Genomic DNA, 15,985 nt, shown 5'->3' with positions numbered 1-15,985 from the left:
CGTGCAGGGACTCTGCACGGTTGTAGCCTGGCGAGATGGACACCGGTGCGGCCGAACCGCCGGGACGCGACCTGCCCTGGTCGGGGCTGCGCGCCCTGCGCGCGCTCGCCGACCACCGCACGATGACCGCCGCCGCCGCGGCCCTGGGCTACACGACGGGCGCCGTCTCGCACCAGCTCGCGGCGCTCGCCCGGGCGGTGGGCACGGAGGTGGTCCGGCCGCACGGACGGGGGGTCGCGCTCACCGAGGCCGGTCTCGCGCTCGCGGAACGGGCCGAGCCGCTCCTCGCGGCCCAGCGCGACGCGCTCGACTCGGCCCGCGCGGCGAGCGGCGACGCGTCGGGCACGGTGCGCGTCGGCGCCTTCGCGACGGTCGCTGCCAGCCTGCTGCCCCAGCTCGTCGCGCGCCTGGCGGCGTCGCACCCGCGCATCACCCTGGTCGGGATCGAGCTCACGGTCGACGACGTGGCGGGCGCGGTCCGACGCGGCGACGTCGACCTCGGGCTCGGCCTCGACTATCCGGGCGCACCCATCCCCCGGCTCCCCGGCACGGCCCTGCGCCCCCTGCGGACCGAGCGGTTCGAGCTGGTCTCCACGCCCACCTCGGACCTGCCCGCACGCCTCCACCTCGCCGACCTCGCCGAGATGCCCTGGATCCTGCCCCCGTTGCCGACGCACTACGGCGCGGCGGTGCGGGGCGCCTGCCGTGCCGCGGGCTTCGAGCCCCGCGCCGCGCACGAGGTGAACGACACCTCCACGACGCTCGCCCTGGTGGCGCAGGGGCTCGGCGTGACGCTGGCCACGCCGATCATGCTCACGCTGCGCCCCGCGCACGACCTGCGCACCACCACCCTGTTCGACCTCGTGGAGCGCGAGATCGTGCTGCTCGAGCCGTCGACGGCGCCCCGCCGTCCCGCGGTCGAGGAGGTGGCCCGCACCATCGAGGCCGTGGTGCACGGGACAGGGCGGTTCACGACCGGGTTGTGAGGGGCATCACGGGCGAAGCCGACAACGCGCGTGTATCGGGAATGCGTGCCAACATCGTCGCGATCGCGTCGCCGCACGGGCGGCGCGAAGAGACTGGAGGTCCCCATGCCCGCATGGCTCATCCTCGTTCTGGTCGGCGTCGTCCTCGTGATCCTCGGGGTCGCGACGAGCATCGGCCAGTTCCTGATCTGGCTCGGCGTCATCGTCCTGGTCGCGAGCCTCGTGCTCGGACTGGTCCGGCGAAGCCGCACCTGAGCGAGCAGCGTCAGGGGGACGCACGAAGGGGCTCGGGTCCGCTGCGGCGGATCCGAGCCCCTTCCGCCTTGAAGGCGGGCTCCGGTCAGAAGGCGGCGAGGTGCTCCGCGAGGTAGGCGGTGACCTTGGGGAGCGCCACGCGCTCCTGCGCCATGGTGTCGCGGTGGCGGATGGTCACGGCGTCGTCGTCCAGGGTGTCGAAGTCGACCGTGACGCAGAACGGCGTGCCGATCTCGTCCTGACGGCGGTAGCGCCGACCGATGGCGCCGGCGTCGTCGAAGTCGACGTTCCAGCTCCGACGCAGCTCCGCGGCGAGGTCGCGCGCCTTGGGCGACAGGGCCTCGTTGCGCGACAGCGGGAGGACGGCGGCCTTGACCGGCGCGAGGCGCGGGTCGAGGCGCAGCACCGTGCGCTTGTCGACGCCGCCCTTGGTGTTGGGCGCCTCGTCCTCGGCGTACGCCTCGACGAGGAACGCCATGAGCGAGCGGGTCAGGCCCGCCGCCGGCTCGATGACGTACGGCAGCCAGCGCTCGTTCGTCGTCTGGTCGAAGTACGACAGGTCCTTGCCGGAGTGCTCCGAGTGGGTCTTGAGGTCGAAGTCGGTGCGGTTCGCGATGCCCTCGAGCTCGCCCCACTCGCTGCCGGTGAAGCCGAAGCGGTACTCGATGTCCACCGTGCGGGTGGAGTAGTGCGAGAGCTTCTCGGCCGGGTGCTCGTACAGGCGCAGGTTCTCGGGGTCGATGCCGAGGTCCGTGTACCAGGACATCCGGGTGTCGATCCAGTACTGGTGCCACTCGGCGTCCGTGCCCGGCGCGACGAAGAACTCCATCTCCATCTGCTCGAACTCCCGCGTGCGGAAGATGAAGTTGCCCGGCGTGATCTCGTTGCGGAACGACTTGCCGATCTGCGCGATGCCGAACGGCGGCTTCTTGCGCGACGCGGCGGCCACGTTGGAGAAGTTCACGAAGATGCCCTGCGCCGTCTCGGGGCGCAGGTAGTGCACGCCGGACTCGTCCTCGACGGGGCCGAGGTACGTCTTGAGCATCATGTTGAAGTCGCGGGGCTCGGTCCACTGCCCGCGGGTGCCGCAGTTGGGGCAGGCGATCTCGGCGAGGCCGCCCTCGGGGGCGCGGCCCTTCTTCTCCTCGAACTCCTCGATCATGTGGTCCTCGCGGAACCGCTTGTGGCACGAGAGGCACTCGGTCAGCGGGTCGTTGAACGCGCCGAGGTGGCCGGACGCGTGCCACACGGGCGTGGGCAGGATGACGGCGGAGTCGAGACCCACGACGTCGTCGCGACGCGTCATCGCGCGCCACCACTGCTGCTTGATGTTCTCCTTCAGCTCCACGCCGAGGGGCCCGTAGTCCCACGCGGAGCGCGTACCGCCGTAGATCTCGCCGGACTGGAACACGAAACCTCGCCGCTTGGCGAGGGAGACGACGGCGTCGAGCTTGGCGGACGGGGACGGTGCTGCCACGGATCACTCCTGGATGTCGGGCCGCCACGTGGCTCGTGGGGCCGGTGCGGGGAACGCCGCCCGGTCGGCACGTCGGGGCCCGACGTCGACCGGCTGCGGTGCCCCCAGCCTACCGGGGCCCGTCCACCGGCCCGGGCGGGCCCGACCCGGCCCGTCACCCCTCGGCCTCGGCCACCGAGCGCGGCGGGGCGCCCGGTCCGGGGACGACCATCCCGGCCGGCATGAGCCACGCCGTGCACTCGGCCACGAACCGGCCCGCGAGCACCGCGGGGTCCTGGGCCCACAGCTCCTGGGCCTCCTCGAGACCGCACGTCATGACGGCGAATCCCCGGACCTGCTCGCCGGCCCCCTCCGCCGGGCCGGCCGCGAGCAGCAGGCCGCGCTCGTGCAGGTCGGCGACGGCCGCCAGGTGCGCGTCCTGGACCGCCACCGCGTCGTCCTCGGGCAGCGGCGCCCAGCCCTCGGGGCGCAGCAGCCGGACCAGCACCAGCTCGTCGAACCGCATCGGGTCCTCCTCGCGACCGGGGCTACGGGAGCACCGCGAGCTCGCGCCGCAGGAACGCCGCCAGGCGGTCGAGCGCCGGCACGGCGGCGGCGCACCAGCCCGGGAACGAGAAGACGCCGTGCGGGCTGTCGACGAGGTGCAGGTGCTCCACGCGCACGCCCGCCGCGCGCAGCGCCGCGCCGTAGCGCTCCCCGTCCTCGCGCAGGTAGTCATGGTCGGCGGTGAGCACGAACGCCGGGGGCAGCCCCGCGTGCTCGGCGAGCTGCGGCGACACGAGCGGGTCGCCCGGGTCGCCCGCCGAGCCCAGGTAGGCGGCGACCGCGTCCGGCGCGTCGGCGGTGCGCCCGAAGGGCCAGGCCGCTTGCGGGATCATCATCGGCGCCCCCGGGCGCAGGTCGAAGGCGCCCTGCGCCAGGGCCTGGGCGCGGAGGTGCGGGCCGCCGCGCTCGCGCGCCAGCAGCGTCACCACCGCGGCGAGGGTCGCCCCGGCGCTCTCCCCCACGACGGCGAGCCGGCCCCCGTCCCCGCCGAGCTCGGCGGCGTGCGCCGCCGCCCAGGCCGCGACGGCGTAGCAGTCCTCGCCCGGCGCCGGGACGGGGAACTCCGGGGCCAGGCGGTACCCGGGCGCGACGACGACGGCGCCGACGCGCGTCGCGAGGTGGCTGGACAGCCAGGCCGTCATGGACCGGTGCCCGAAGACGAACCCGCCGCCGTGCAGCACGACGAGCAGTGGGAGGCTTCCCTCGACCCCCGCGGGCCGGTAGGTCAGCGCGGGGATCCCGCCGGCCGGCCCCGGGACGACGAGCTCTCCCACGCCCGCCGCGGGGTCGGGGCGGCCGCTGAGGACCTCGCCGACCCAGCGGGGTCCGGACCGGGAGTTCAGCCTGTGCCGCGTGGCGTCCGACATCCGGGCGTACGGGACCACCGCCCGGTTGATCGCCGCCCCGAGCAGGCGCACCCGCCACTGCAGCGCCATGGCGGCCCTCCTTCCCGCGCCGCACCCTCCGATGATGGGACGTCCCGCCCGGTGGCCGGTGACGCGCCGGAGAGGGTGAGATCGGCTCCGGGCCGGCGGGCGCACGGCCGTGTTGACAACCGTTCTCAATTATCTGAGAATCGTTCTCATGCTTCGCCGACGCGCGGCCCTCGCCGCCCTGCCCGTCCTCGCCCTGCCCGCCGTGCTCGCGGGCTGCTCCACCGACGACGGCTCCGCCGACGGCACGCTCGAGGTGCTCGCGTCCTTCTACCCGCTCCAGTACGTCGCCGAGCAGGTGGGCGGCGACCTCGTCACGGTCTCCAACCTCACGCCGCCGGCAGCGGAGCCGCACGACCTCGAGCTCTCCCCCGCGCAGGTGCGCGAGATCGGCACGGCGGACCTCGTCGTGTACTCCTCCGGCTTCCAGTCCGCCGTCGACGAGGCCGTCGCGACGCAGTCGCCCGAGCACGTGGTGGACACGAGCGACGTCGTGACGCTCGAGCAGCACCCCGGCACGCCGACGGGCGAGGACGCGACGGCGGACGCGCTCGAGGACACGGGCGAGCACGCCGACGAGGGCGCCGACGACGGCCACGACCACGCCGAGGGCGCGAAGGACCCGCACTTCTGGCTCGACCCGACGCGCGTGATCGACGTCGGCCATGCCGTCGCCGCGTCCCTCGGGGAGGCGGACCCGGAGCACGCGGCCACGTACGCCGAGAACGCCCGCACCCTGGAGAAGGCGCTGACGGACCTGGACGGCGAGTTCTCCGCCGGCCTGGAGGAGTGCGAGTCGCGCACGCTCGTCACGTCGCACGAGGCGTTCGGCTACCTCGCCGAGCGCTACGACCTGGAGCAGGTGGGCATCGTCGGCCTCGACCCGGAGGCCGAGCCGTCCCCCGCGCGGCTGCGCGAGGTGGGTGCGATCGTCGAGGAGAACGACGTCAGCACCATCTTCACCGAGACGCTCACCAGCCCGAAGGTGGCCGAGACCCTCGCGAACGACATCGGCGTCACGACGGCCGTCCTCGACCCGCTCGAGGGCCTGTCGAAGGACGCGGCCGCGGCAGGGGACGACTACGTCTCGGTCATGCAGGACAACCTGGCCGCGCTCACCGAAGGGCTCCAGTGCTCATGACCACGCTCGCCACCGACTCCCCGAGCGGGGCCGAGACTCCCCCGCCGCCGCGGGACGACGCCGTCCCGGCGATCGAGGCCCGTGACGTGCACGTCCGCCTCGGCGCCAGCCCCGTGCTGCGCGGGGTGGACCTCACGGTCCGCCGCGGCGAGGTCGTCGCGCTGCTGGGCGCCAACGGCTCCGGCAAGTCCACCCTGGTGCGCACGCTCGTCGGCGTGCTGCCGGCTGCCGAGGGCAGCGTGCACCTGTTCGGGCACGCGCTCGGCAACGCCGTCCCCTGGTCCCGCGTCGGCTACGTCCCGCAGCGCGTCAGCGCCGCCGCCGGCGTCCCGTCCACGGCGGCCGAGGTCGTGGCCTCGGGCCTGCTGCACGGCCGGCGCCTGCGGCTGCCGCGCGGCTGGCGCGCCCGCGTGCGCGAGGCGCTCGACCTGGTCGGCCTCGCCGACCGCGCCCGCTACGCCACGCACCAGCTCTCCGGCGGCCAGCAGCAGCGCGTGCTCATCGCCCGCGCCCTGGTCCGCAGGCCCGAGCTGCTCGTGCTGGACGAGCCCGTCGCCGGCGTCGACCGGCCCAGCCAGGAGGCCTTCGCCGCCACCATGACGCGGCTCGTGGCCGAGGGCATGACCGTGCTGGTCGTGCTGCACGAGCTCGGCGAGCTCGCGCCCCTGGTGCAGCGCTGCGTCGTGCTGCGGCACGGGCGCGTGGTGCACGACGGCGCCCCGCCCGCCCCGCAGCCGGGCCACGGCGGCGACGCCCACGAGCACGTGCACCCGCACGCGCACGCCCGCACCGTGCAGCGCCCCGAGGACGTGCGCCTCGCCGAGGGCCCGTTCGAGCGACCCGACGACACCGAGGACGAGGTGGCACCGTGAGCGGCCTGTGGGAGATGGTCACCGACCCGTTCATGCAGCGAGCGCTCGTCGCCGCCCTGCTGGTCGGCCTGAGCGCGCCCGTCGTCGGCACGTACCTGGTGCAGAAGCGCCTCGCCCTGCTGGGCGACGGCATCGGGCACGTCGCGCTCACCGGCGTCGCGCTCGGCTGGCTCGTGGGCGCGGCGATGGGCCTCGTGCCCGACGACGTCCTCGCCGTCCCCGGCGCGGTGGTCGCCGCCGTCGCCGGCTCGGTCCTCATCGAGGTCGTGCGCCGCCGCGGCCGCACGTCGGGCGACCTGGCGCTCGCCATCCTGTTCTACGGCGGCATCGCGGGCGGCGTGCTGCTCATCGGGCTGGCCGGCGGCTCGTCCGGCAGCCTCATGGCCTACCTGTTCGGCTCCATCTCCTCGGTGACGCTCTCCGACGTCTGGGTCACCGTGGCCCTGTGCGGCCTCATCCTGCTCATCGGCCTGGGGCTGCGCGCCGCGCTGTTCTCCGTGAGCCACGACGAGGAGTTCGCCGTCTCCTCGGGGCTGCCCGTCTGGGCGCTGAACATGGCCGTGGCGGTGCTCGCCGCGCTGACGGTGACGGTCGCGATGCGTGTCGTCGGGCTGCTCCTCGTCTCGGCGCTCATGATCGTGCCGGTGGCGATCGGCCAGCTCGTCACCCGGTCGTTCCGGCGCACGATGCTCGTCGCGTCGGTCGTGGGCGTCACCGTGTGCGTCACGGGACTGTCCATCACCTACTGGCACAACGTCTCGCCCGGCGCGCTCATCGTGGTCCTCGCGATCGCCGTCTACGCCGTGGTCGCCGCGCTGCACCCGCTGCTCGCCCGCCGGCGCGCGCCCCGCGACCCGCATCCCGACATCCCCGACGACGTCGCCGTCTCCCCGGCCGGCGCCGGCCGGGGCGCACCTCAGGAGGAGTGCACGCCGTGAACGACACCACGTCCCGCACCGCCCGGACCGCCGCACCGCCGCGAATGACGCGGCAACGGGCGGCCGTGGCGGACGCCCTCGGCGACACCGACGAGTTCCGCAGCGCCCAGCAGCTGCACGAGCTGCTGCGCTCCCGCGGGGACGCGGTCGGCCTCGCCACCGTGTACCGGACGCTCCAGGCGCTGGCCGACGGCGGCGACGTCGACGTGCTGCGCAGCGAGGACGGCGAGAGCCTCTACCGCCGCTGCGCCCGGCGAGAGCACCATCACCACCTGGTGTGCCGGACCTGCGGGAGCACGGTCGAGATCGACGGCCCGACGGTCGAGCAGTGGTCCGCGTCGGTCGGTGCCGCGCACGGCTTCGCCGACATCGAGCACACCGTGGAGCTGTGGGGCACCTGCGCCGCGTGCCGGTCGGCGGACGACCGGTCGAATTAGGGCAGGCATACCTCAGTCGGGCACAATGTTCCCGTGCACCTGACCACGCCCGCGCTCGCCGCGGCCGCCGAGGAACCCACCGGCGTCTTCACGATCGCCGGTGTGCCGTTCTGGGTCGTCTACGCGGCCGCGTTCGGGATCGTGCTGGTGCGCGCGCAGGCCACCTACTGGGCGGGGCGCGGCGTGGCCCGCGGCACGTCCCGCGGCCGGGTCGCCGACACGCTGGCCCGCCCGGGCGCGGCGGCCGTGATCGAGCGCGTGAACCGCTGGGGCCCGCCCGCGGTGACCCTGTCGTTCTTCACCGTCGGGGTGCAGACCCTCGTCAACCTCGCCGCGGGCTACCTGCGGATGCCCTTCGGCCGCTACCTCGCGGCGCTGCTCGCCGGCTGCGCCGTGTGGGCCGGCATCTGGACGACGGTCGGCACCGCCGCCGTCAACGCGGCGATCGCCGTCGGCCTGCGCCATCCCGTCACCCTCGTCGCGGTCGGCCTCGGGGCGGTGGCCCTGGTCTCCTGGGTGGCCTACCGGCTGACCCGTCGGACGCCCGCGGAACACCCCGCCGGACGCCCCGCCGACCCGACGGCCGCCCCCGCGGCCGAGGACGCGTCGTGAGCACGACCACCGCCGCCGTCGCCCCCGCAGCCCGGCCCGCGTCCGCCCTCGTCGCCCGGCGCGCCCGCGGCCGCCTCCTGGTGGTCCTGGCCGCCCTCGTGGTGCTCACCCTCGTTGTGCTGGCGAGCCTCGCGCTGGGCGTGCGCGACATCGACGTCGCGACCGTCTGGCAGGCCCTCACCCACCCGGTCGCGGGGAACGTCGACCACGACGTCGTGCGGGACCAGCGCGTGCCGCGCACGCTGATCGGCCTCGCCGCCGGCGCGGCGCTCGGCATCGCGGGCACCCTCGTGCAGGGCGTCACCCGCAACCCCATCGCCGACCCCGGCCTGCTCGGCCTCAACTCGGGCGCGTCGCTCGCCGTCGTGATCGCCGTGTCGATGCTCGGCGTGGCCTCGCCGCTCGGGTTCGTCTGGTTCGCGTTCGCGGGCACCGCCGCCGCCGCGCTGCTGGTCTTCTCCATCGGCGCCGGGCAACCGGTCAAGCTCGCCCTCGTCGGCGCGACCGTCACCGCGCTCATCACGCCCCTGATCACCCTGGTGCTGCTGCGCGACCCCGAGGCCTTCAACATGTACCGGTTCTGGGCGGTGGGCTCCCTCACCGGGCGGGGCACGGAGACGCTCGCGGTGCTGTGGCCGTTCGTCGTCGTCGGCGTCGTGCTGGCCGGGGCGCTCGCCCACCGGTTGTCCATGCTCGCGCTCGGTGACGACGTCGCCTCCGCGCTCGGCCAGCGCGTCGGGGTGACGCGGGGGCTCACGGCCGTCGCCGTCATCCTGCTCGCCGGGACGGCGACGGCGCTGGCCGGCCCCATCGCCCTCGTCGGGCTCGCCGTGCCGCACGCCGCCCGGCGCCTGGTCGGCACGGACTACCGCTGGATCGTCCCGCTGACCGCCGTCCTGGGCCCCGTGATGCTGCTGGGGGCCGACGTCGTCGGACGCCTGGTGCTGCCGCACTCCGAGCTCGAGGCCGGCGTCGTCGCCGCCGCGATCGGCGCCCCCGTCCTCGTGGCCGTGGCCCGCGGCCGGACCGTGGCGGGGGTGTGAGATGACCGCCGACCTCGCCGCCCGCCCGGCGGGCCCCGACTCCCCCGTCGCCGCCGCGGACCCCGTCGCCTCCCTGCGCCGCCGCCGTCGGCGGCGGCTCACCCTCGTGGTCGCGTCGCTCGTCGTCCTCCTCGTGGCGTTCGCGACCCTCGCCCTCACGCTCGGCGAGGCGTCGCTCGCGCCCGGCCGCGCCCTGGCGGCGCTGTTCGGCGTCGGGTCGGACGCCGACATGTTCGTCGTGCACCGGCTGCGGCTGCCCCGCATCGAGACGGCCGTCCTCGCGGGCGCGTCCTTCGGGCTCGCGGGCGCCATGTTCCAGACCACCCTGCGCAACCCGCTCGCCAGCCCGGACATCCTCGGCATCGCCAGCGGCGCGAGCCTCGGCGCGGTCACCGCGATGCTCGTGCTGGGACTCACCGGCCTGGCCGTGTCCGGGGCGGCGTTCGTGGGCGCGCTCGTCGTCGCGATCGCCATCTGGCTGTTCGCGTGGCGCCAGGGCCTGCACTCGATCCGCTTCGTCCTGGTCGGCGTCGGCTTCGCCTACCTGTGCTCGTCGCTGCTGGCCTGGCTGCTGGCGAGCGTCGAGATCCGCGCCGCCCAGTCCGCCCTCGTGTGGACGGTCGGGAGCGTGGCCGACGTGCGCGGCGCGGACCTCGTGGCCTTCGCCGCGGCCGCCCTGGTCCTCGGCGCCGGGATCGCCGCCGTCTCACGGTGGCAGGGCCCGCTCGCGCTCGGCGACGACAACGCGCGCGCCCTCGGCGTCCCCGTCGACGCCGCCCGCGTGACGTCCCTGCTGCTGGCCGTCGGCCTGGTGGGGGTCGCGACGTCGTTCGTCGGCCCGCTCGCGTTCGTGGCCCTCGTGGCCCCCGCGATCGCGCGCCGCCTGCTGTCCGACGGCGGCGCCGCCCTCGCCGTCTCGGTGCTCACCGGCGCCGTCCTCGTGCTCGCCGCGGACGTCGTGGGTCAGCACCTGCTGTTCGGCCTCGAGGCACCCACGGGCATCGTGACCGGGCTGATCGGCGCCCCTTACCTGCTGTGGCTCCTGGCCACCGACCGAAGGAAGAGGCTCGCATGACCGACGTGCACCGGCCCCCCGCGCCGCCCGCGCGTCCTGACGCGACGCCGGGCACGACGTCCGGCACGCGCCGGGAGGCGGCGCCGGACGTCACGCTGCGCGCGCACGGCGTGAGCCTCGGGTACGACGGGCACCGCGTGATCGACGGGCTCGACCTGGAGCTCCCCGCCGGCCGCGTGACGGCGATCGTCGGCCCCAACGCCTGCGGCAAGTCGACCCTCCTGCGCGGCCTGGCGCGCCTGCACCCGCTCGACGGCGGCCGCGTGACGCTGGGCGGCGAGGACGTGGGCGGCCTGTCGCGCAAGGAGCTGGCGAAGCGGGTCGGCGTGCTGCCGCAGTCGTCGATCGCGCCCGACGGCGTCCGCGTCGCGGAGCTCGTGGGCCGCGGCCGGTATCCCCACCAGGGGTGGTTCGGCCGGCACAGCTCCACCGACGACGGCGCGGTGCTGCGCGCCCTGGAGGCCACCGGGGTCGCCGACCTCGCCGACCGGCCCGTCGCCGAGCTGTCGGGCGGCCAGCGCCAGCGGGTGTGGATCGCGATGGTGCTGGCGCAGGAGACCGACGTCGTGCTGCTCGACGAGCCCACCACGTACCTCGACCTCGCCCACCAGGTCGACCTGCTCGACCTGCTGACCGAGCTGAACCGCACCCGGGGCACCACCGTGGTGATGGTGCTGCACGAGCTCAACCTGGCCGCCCGGTACGCCGACCACCTGGTGGTGATGAGCGCCGGGCAGGTGGTGGCCGAGGGCCGCCCCGGTGACGTGCTCACCGCCGCCTCGGTGCATGCGGCGTTCGGCCTGCGGGCGCAGGTCGTGCCGGACCCGGTGTCGGGAACGCCACTCGTCGTCCCCCTCGGCCGGACGCACGGCGACGGCCCGAGATAGGTTAGGCTCGCCTCACCTATTGTTCCTCTCGCGCCGCCGGCGCGAGCAACCGAGGAGAACTCGTGCGTCTTCGCCGTCCTCTCACCGCTGCCGCCGCCCTCGCGGCGACGGCCGCCCTGACCCTCGCCGGCTGCGCCTCCGACGACGCCCCGGAGAGCGACCAGTCGGCCGCCTCGGGCAACGTCCGCTCCGAGCCCACCGACGAGTTCCCGATCACGATCGAGCACGCGCTCGGCGAGACGGTGATCGAGAAGGCGCCGCAGCGCGTCGCCACGTGGGGCTGGGGCTCCACCGAGGCCGCCATCGCCGCCGGCGTCTACCCGGTCGCGGTCGCCGAGCAGATCTACACCGTCGGCGAGGACGCGCTGCTGCCGTGGGTCGAGGACGCCTACGACGAGGAGGGCGTGGACAAGCCCGCCATCCTGTCCGACCCCGAGGGCGGCTCGACGGTGCCCTACGAGGAGTTCGTCGAGGCGAAGCCCGACCTCATCGTGGCGCCCTACTCCGGGCTCACCCAGGAGCAGTACGACGTCCTGAGCGACATCGCCCCCGTCGTCGCCTACCCCGACGCCCCCTGGACCACCACGTGGCAGGACACGATCACGCTCACGGCCGAGGCCCTCGGCCGCTCGGACGCGGGCGACCAGGTGCTCGGCGACATCGACGACTTCGTCGCCCAGCAGGCCGCCGAGCACCCGGAGTTCGCCGGCAAGACGTTCGCGGCGATCTACGACGACCCGACGAAGGGCATCGTCTCCGTCTACACGCCGCTGGACCCGCGGACCGTGTTCCTCGAGGGCCTGGGCGTGAAGAACGCGCCCTCGGTCACGGAGCTCGACACGTCGAACGGCAGCTTCTACTACGACCTGTCCTACGAGGAGCTGGACAAGCTCGACTCGGACTTCGTCATCTCCTACTCGGCCAGCGACGAGGCCGCCCAGGCCTTCGACGACAACAAGGACCTCCAGGCGATCCCCGCGGTCAAGGCCGGGAAGGTCGTGAAGGTCGTCGGGACGGCGGAGGTGTCGGCCGTGTCGCCGCCCACCGCCCTGTCGGTGTACTGGGAGAAGGGTCTGCCCGCCCTCGTCGACTCCATGGCGACGGTGCTCGGCGACTGATCCCGCCGCCCGATCACGCAGGAACCCCCGCCCGGTCGCCACGACCGGACGGGGGTTCCTGCTCGTTCAGCCGGCGTCGGGGGTGTCGACGGCCCCGCCGTAACGGCGGTCGCGGCGCGCGAACTCCTCCACGGCCCGCCACAGGTGCCGACGGTCGACGTCGGGCCACGGCTCGGGCAGGAACACCATCTCGGCGTACGCCGCCTGCCAGATCATGAAGTTCGAGGTGCGCTGCTCCCCCGACGAGCGCAGGAACAGGTCGACGTCCGGCAGGTCGGGCTCGTCGAGGTACTTCTGGACGGTCTTCTCCGAGACCCGCGCCGGGTTCAGCCTCCCCGCCGCGGCCTCGCGCGCGATGGCGGCCGCGGCGTCGGCGATCTCCGCCCGCCCGCCGTAGTTGACGCACATCGTCAGCGTGCAGCGGTCGTTCTCCCGGGTCATCTCCTCGGCGACCTGCAGCTCCTTGATCACCGAGCCCCACAGCTTCGGCCGGCGGCCGGCCCAACGGATGCGCACGCCCCACGACGACATCTCGTCGCGTCGCCGGCGGATGACGTCGCGGTTGAAGTTCATGAGGAACTTCACCTCGTCCGGCGACCGCTTCCAGTTCTCCGTGCTGAACGCGTACGCGGAGACGTGCCGGACGCCGATCTGCACGGCGCCGGCCACAACGTCGAGCAGGGACTTCTCCCCCTGCTTGTGCCCCTCCACCCGCGGCAGCCCGCGCGCGTTGGCCCACCGGCCGTTGCCGTCCATGACGATCGCCACGTGGTTCGGCACGAACTGCGCGGGGATGTTCGGCGGCGTCGCGCCCGAGGGGTGCGGGTAGGGCTCGGCGTACTCGACGGACGAACGGGGCATCAGGCCTCTCTCTCGATCATGTGCGCTCGATCATGCGCAGCGAACGCAGCGTGCGCTCCAGGTAGTACTGGGAGTAGGCGGCGACCAGCCCCGAGGCCTCGGTGCGGTGGCGCGTCTCGGAGGCGTCCGCCGTCTCCCAGTCCCCGCCGAGCAGGGCGCCGAGCAGCGCGAAGGTCTCCGGAGCGGGTGCGGTGGAGCCCGGCGGCCGGCAGCGGGAGCACACCGCGCCGCCCTGTCCGACCGAGAACGCGTGGTGCGGGCCGGGCTCGCCGCAGCGGGCGCAGTCGGTGAACGACGGCGCCCAGCCGGCGACGGCGAGCCCGCGCAGCAGGTACGAGTCGAGCACCAGGCCCGGCGCGTGCGCGCGCTCGGCCAGCGCCCGCAGGGCCCCGGCGAGCAGCCAGTACTGCTGCACGGCGGGCTCGTGCTCCGCGGCGACCAGGCGGTCGGCGGCCTCGAGCATCGCCGCGCCGGACGTGTACAGCGCGTAGTCCTCGCAGATGGCGCGGGCGTAGGCCCCCACCGTCTCCACCTGCGTCACGGTGTCGAGGTTGCGCCCGGTGTGCAGCTGCACGTCCACGACCATGAACGGCTCCAGCCGCGCCCCGAAGCGCGACGACGTGCGCCGCACCCCGCGGCCGACCCCGCGCACCTTGCCGTGCTCGCGGGTGAGGAACGTGACGATCCGGTCGGCCTCGCCCAGCTTGTGGGTGCGCAGCACGATCGCGTCGTCTCGGTACAGGGGCACGGGCCCATTCTCTCAGCCCCCACCCACGAAACAGGTCAGGGCCAGGGCCACGCGGACGTGGCCCTGGCCCTGATGGCTCGCGGGACGGGTCAGGCGCGGGCGGCGCGGTTCACGGCCGACACGATCGCCTTGAGCGACGCCGTCGTGATGGACGGGTCGATGCCGACGCCCCACAGCACGTCGTCGCCCACCTGGCACTCGACGTAGGCCGCGGCGGTGGCGTCGCCGCCCTCGGACAGGGCGTGCTCCGCGTAGTCGAGCACCCGCACGTCCACGCCGACCTTCGAGATCGCGTCGACGAACGCGGCGAGCGGCCCGTTGCCGGTGCCCTCCAGCGTGTGCTCCACGCCCTGGTCCAGGACGTCGACGGCGAGCGCGGTGACGCCGCCCTCGGCCGACGTCGTCCGGGTCTCGCGCAGCCGCAGGCGACCCCACGGCTCCAGCCCCCGCGGGTCGCCCACCTCGACGGGCAGGTACTCGTCGCTGAAGATCCGCCAGATGTCGGATCCGGTGACCTCGCTGCCCTCGGTGTCCGTGTAGTGCTGCACGACGCCGGAGAACTCGATCTGCAGGCGACGCGGCAGGTCCAGCGAGTGCTCGGTGGACAGCAGGTACGCGATGCCGCCCTTGCCGGACTGCGAGTTCACGCGGATGACGGCCTCGTACGACCGACCCACGTCCTTCGGGTCGATGGGCAGGTACGGCACGCCCCAGGTGAGCTCGTCGACCGGCTTGCCCTCCGCCTCCGCGCGGGCCGCCATGTGCTCGAAGCCCTTCTTGATCGCGTCCTGGTGGGAGCCGGAGAACGCGGTGAAGACGAGGTCGCCCACGTACGGGTGCCGCTCGTGCACGGGGATCTGGTTGCAGTGCTCGACCGTGCGGCGGATCCCGTCGATGCCGCCGCCGACGGTGAAGTCGATCTGCGGGTCGACGCCCTGGCTGAACAGGTTCATGCCGAGCGTCACCAGGTCGACGTTGCCGGTCCGCTCGCCGTTGCCGAACAGGCACCCCTCGATGCGGTCGGCGCCGGCCTGGTAGCCGAGCTCCGCGGCGGCGACGGCGGTGCCCCGGTCGTTGTGCGGGTGCAGCGACAGCACGACGTGCTCGCGGAACGCCAGGTTCCGGTTCATCCACTCGATCGAGTCGGCGTAGACGTTCGGGGTGGCCATCTCGACCGTCGCCGGCAGGTTGACGATCACCGGGCGCTCGGCCGTCGGCTCCAGCACCTCCAGCACCTCGTTGCAGATGCGGGCGGCGAACTCGAGCTCCGTGCCGGTGTACGACTCGGGCGAGTACTCGTAGTACACCGTCGTCTCGGGCACGGTCTCCTCGAGCTTGCGGCACAGGCGCGCGGCCTGCAGCGCGATGTCGACGATGCCGTCCATGTCGCTGCGGAACACGACCTCGCGCTGCAGGATCGACGTCGAGTTGTAGATGTGCACGATCGCCTGCTTGGCGCCGCGGATGGCGTCGTAGGTGCGCTCGATGAGGTGGTCGCGGCACTGCGTGAGCACCTGGATGACCACGTCGTCGGGGATGCGGCCGGTGTCGATGAGCTGGCGCACGAAGTCGAAGTCCGTCTGCGACGCGGACGGGAAGCCGACCTCGATCTCCTTGTAGCCCATCTGCACGAGCAGGTCGAACATGCGCAGCTTGCGCTCGGCGTCCATCGGCTCGATCAGGGCCTGGTTGCCGTCGCGCAGGTCGACGGCGCACCAGCGGGGGGCCTTCGTGATGCGCTTGTCGGGCCACGTCCGGTCCGGCAGGTCGACGGCGATCTGCTCGTGGAACGGGAGGTATCGCGTGTACGGCATCCCGGAGGGGCGCTGGGGGTTGGCGCCGGCGATGCCCTGAGGGTGATGGTTCTGCATGGTGTCGCGTCCTTCGGTGGGGCTCGGTGACCGCCGACCCGGGTGGGGTCGTCGGTCATGACCAGTCGGCCGGCGCGCCACAACCTCCGCGACGGGGGTCCGGCCTTAGAGGGCCCCGCCGCGGCACCGAAGGAGAAGGCTCACCGTGCGCTGCACGCTGCCACCGTACACCTTCGTCAGGGCGTC

The 15,985-nt window shown here is 74.0% G+C and carries 17 protein-coding genes; 11 read left to right on the top strand and 6 right to left on the bottom strand.

Going from position 1 to position 15,985, the window contains the following annotated elements:
* The first annotated feature begins 35 nt into the window (after positions 1 to 35).
* Positions 36 to 986, top strand: a complete 951-nt coding sequence (locus tag ACFVS0_RS00285) for a LysR substrate-binding domain-containing protein (RefSeq protein WP_430563621.1) — start codon at positions 36 to 38, stop codon at positions 984 to 986.
* Between the two features lie 105 nt (positions 987 to 1,091).
* Positions 1,092 to 1,241: a hypothetical protein gene (locus ACFVS0_RS00280; protein ID WP_429764160.1), complete on the top strand. Its 150-nt coding sequence runs from the start codon at positions 1,092 to 1,094 to the stop codon at positions 1,239 to 1,241.
* Between the two features lie 85 nt (positions 1,242 to 1,326).
* Here the strand turns inward: ACFVS0_RS00280 and ACFVS0_RS00275 are convergent, their stop codons facing one another.
* The 3 genes from ACFVS0_RS00275 to ACFVS0_RS00265 all read right to left on the bottom strand — a co-directional run bounded on the left by ACFVS0_RS00275 (position 1,327) and on the right by ACFVS0_RS00265 (position 4,199).
* A complete protein-coding gene (locus ACFVS0_RS00275; RefSeq protein WP_430550059.1) occupies positions 1,327 to 2,718 on the bottom strand; it encodes a glycine--tRNA ligase in 1,392 nt (463 codons plus the stop codon).
* 154 nt (positions 2,719 to 2,872) lie between these two features.
* The gene (locus ACFVS0_RS00270) at positions 2,873 to 3,223 is read right to left on the bottom strand and encodes a YciI family protein (RefSeq protein WP_430563620.1); all 351 of its coding nucleotides are present in this window, start codon (positions 3,221 to 3,223) and stop codon (positions 2,873 to 2,875) included.
* A gap of 22 nt (positions 3,224 to 3,245) precedes the next feature.
* Positions 3,246 to 4,199, bottom strand: coding sequence for an alpha/beta hydrolase (locus ACFVS0_RS00265; RefSeq protein ID WP_430550061.1), 954 nt, complete (start codon positions 4,197 to 4,199; stop codon positions 3,246 to 3,248).
* Positions 4,200 to 4,347: 148 nt separating this feature from the next.
* On the opposite strand from ACFVS0_RS00265, the gene ACFVS0_RS00260 reads away from it, so the two are divergent.
* The 9 genes from ACFVS0_RS00260 to ACFVS0_RS00220 all read left to right on the top strand — a co-directional run bounded on the left by ACFVS0_RS00260 (position 4,348) and on the right by ACFVS0_RS00220 (position 12,319).
* Entirely contained in the window at positions 4,348 to 5,337 is a 990-nt protein-coding gene (locus tag ACFVS0_RS00260; RefSeq protein ID WP_430563619.1) for a metal ABC transporter solute-binding protein, Zn/Mn family, read from the top strand.
* On the top strand, positions 5,334 to 6,209 hold the full coding sequence (locus tag ACFVS0_RS00255) for a metal ABC transporter ATP-binding protein (protein ID WP_430563618.1): 876 nt from the start codon (positions 5,334 to 5,336) through the stop codon (positions 6,207 to 6,209). Before ACFVS0_RS00260 ends, ACFVS0_RS00255 begins: the two co-directional genes overlap by 4 nt.
* Before the next feature lie 14 nt (positions 6,210 to 6,223).
* The gene (locus ACFVS0_RS00250; RefSeq protein WP_430587123.1) at positions 6,224 to 7,147 is read left to right on the top strand and encodes a metal ABC transporter permease; all 924 of its coding nucleotides are present in this window, start codon (positions 6,224 to 6,226) and stop codon (positions 7,145 to 7,147) included.
* A 44-nt stretch (positions 7,148 to 7,191) separates the two neighbouring features.
* The gene (locus ACFVS0_RS00245) at positions 7,192 to 7,584 is read left to right on the top strand and encodes a Fur family transcriptional regulator (RefSeq protein WP_430550378.1); all 393 of its coding nucleotides are present in this window, start codon (positions 7,192 to 7,194) and stop codon (positions 7,582 to 7,584) included.
* Between the two features lie 33 nt (positions 7,585 to 7,617).
* Positions 7,618 to 8,196, top strand: coding sequence for a DedA family protein (locus tag ACFVS0_RS00240; protein ID WP_430563617.1), 579 nt, complete (start codon positions 7,618 to 7,620; stop codon positions 8,194 to 8,196).
* Complete coding sequence (locus tag ACFVS0_RS00235) at positions 8,193 to 9,239, top strand: FecCD family ABC transporter permease (protein WP_430550065.1); 1,047 nt, start codon at positions 8,193 to 8,195, stop codon at positions 9,237 to 9,239. The genes ACFVS0_RS00240 and ACFVS0_RS00235 overlap by 4 nt, the downstream gene beginning before the upstream one ends.
* Position 9,240: 1 nt before the next feature.
* Complete coding sequence (locus ACFVS0_RS00230) at positions 9,241 to 10,314, top strand: FecCD family ABC transporter permease (protein ID WP_430550066.1); 1,074 nt, start codon at positions 9,241 to 9,243, stop codon at positions 10,312 to 10,314.
* The gene (locus ACFVS0_RS00225; protein WP_430563616.1) at positions 10,311 to 11,201 is read left to right on the top strand and encodes an ABC transporter ATP-binding protein; all 891 of its coding nucleotides are present in this window, start codon (positions 10,311 to 10,313) and stop codon (positions 11,199 to 11,201) included. Before ACFVS0_RS00230 ends, ACFVS0_RS00225 begins: the two co-directional genes overlap by 4 nt.
* Positions 11,202 to 11,263: 62 nt before the next feature.
* Entirely contained in the window at positions 11,264 to 12,319 is a 1,056-nt protein-coding gene (locus ACFVS0_RS00220) for an iron-siderophore ABC transporter substrate-binding protein (protein WP_430586838.1), read from the top strand.
* A 66-nt stretch (positions 12,320 to 12,385) separates the two neighbouring features.
* Here the strand turns inward: ACFVS0_RS00220 and ACFVS0_RS00215 are convergent, their stop codons facing one another.
* From ACFVS0_RS00215 to leuA, 3 genes are all read right to left on the bottom strand, one after another.
* Complete coding sequence (locus ACFVS0_RS00215; protein WP_430550069.1) at positions 12,386 to 13,180, bottom strand: isoprenyl transferase; 795 nt, start codon at positions 13,178 to 13,180, stop codon at positions 12,386 to 12,388.
* A 16-nt stretch (positions 13,181 to 13,196) separates the two neighbouring features.
* Positions 13,197 to 13,928, bottom strand: a complete 732-nt coding sequence (gene recO, locus ACFVS0_RS00210; protein WP_430550070.1) for a DNA repair protein RecO — start codon at positions 13,926 to 13,928, stop codon at positions 13,197 to 13,199.
* Between the two features lie 89 nt (positions 13,929 to 14,017).
* Positions 14,018 to 15,799 carry a 2-isopropylmalate synthase gene (gene leuA / locus ACFVS0_RS00205; RefSeq protein ID WP_430563614.1) on the bottom strand — a complete coding sequence of 594 codons (1,782 nt, stop codon included), beginning with the start codon at positions 15,797 to 15,799 and terminating at the stop codon, positions 14,018 to 14,020.
* Positions 15,800 to 15,985: the final 186 nt, after the last annotated feature.

The organism is Isoptericola sp. NPDC058082, from assembly GCF_042885055.1.
Classification (GTDB): domain Bacteria; phylum Actinomycetota; class Actinomycetes; order Actinomycetales; family Cellulomonadaceae; genus Isoptericola.
This window is presented reverse-complemented; position numbering and strand designations above follow the sequence as displayed.

Excerpts from the sequence above, each read along its gene's own strand:
- ACFVS0_RS00285 (WP_430563621.1), top strand. The coding sequence starts at position 36 with ATGGACACCGGTGCGGCCGAACCGCCGGGACGCGACCTGCCCTGGTCG.
- ACFVS0_RS00250 (WP_430587123.1), top strand. The coding sequence starts at position 6,224 with ATGGTCACCGACCCGTTCATGCAGCGAGCGCTCGTCGCCGCCCTGCTG.
- leuA (WP_430563614.1), bottom strand. The coding sequence starts at position 15,799 with ATGCAGAACCATCACCCTCAGGGCATCGCCGGCGCCAACCCCCAGCGC.
- ACFVS0_RS00230 (WP_430550066.1), top strand. The coding sequence starts at position 9,241 with ATGACCGCCGACCTCGCCGCCCGCCCGGCGGGCCCCGACTCCCCCGTC.
- ACFVS0_RS00265 (WP_430550061.1), bottom strand. The coding sequence starts at position 4,199 with ATGGCGCTGCAGTGGCGGGTGCGCCTGCTCGGGGCGGCGATCAACCGG.
- ACFVS0_RS00270 (WP_430563620.1), bottom strand. The coding sequence starts at position 3,223 with ATGCGGTTCGACGAGCTGGTGCTGGTCCGGCTGCTGCGCCCCGAGGGC.
- ACFVS0_RS00245 (WP_430550378.1), top strand. The coding sequence starts at position 7,192 with ATGACGCGGCAACGGGCGGCCGTGGCGGACGCCCTCGGCGACACCGAC.
- ACFVS0_RS00280 (WP_429764160.1), top strand. The coding sequence starts at position 1,092 with ATGCCCGCATGGCTCATCCTCGTTCTGGTCGGCGTCGTCCTCGTGATC.
- ACFVS0_RS00260 (WP_430563619.1), top strand. The coding sequence starts at position 4,348 with ATGCTTCGCCGACGCGCGGCCCTCGCCGCCCTGCCCGTCCTCGCCCTG.
- ACFVS0_RS00215 (WP_430550069.1), bottom strand. The coding sequence starts at position 13,180 with ATGCCCCGTTCGTCCGTCGAGTACGCCGAGCCCTACCCGCACCCCTCG.
- ACFVS0_RS00255 (WP_430563618.1), top strand. The coding sequence starts at position 5,334 with ATGACCACGCTCGCCACCGACTCCCCGAGCGGGGCCGAGACTCCCCCG.
- ACFVS0_RS00225 (WP_430563616.1), top strand. The coding sequence starts at position 10,311 with ATGACCGACGTGCACCGGCCCCCCGCGCCGCCCGCGCGTCCTGACGCG.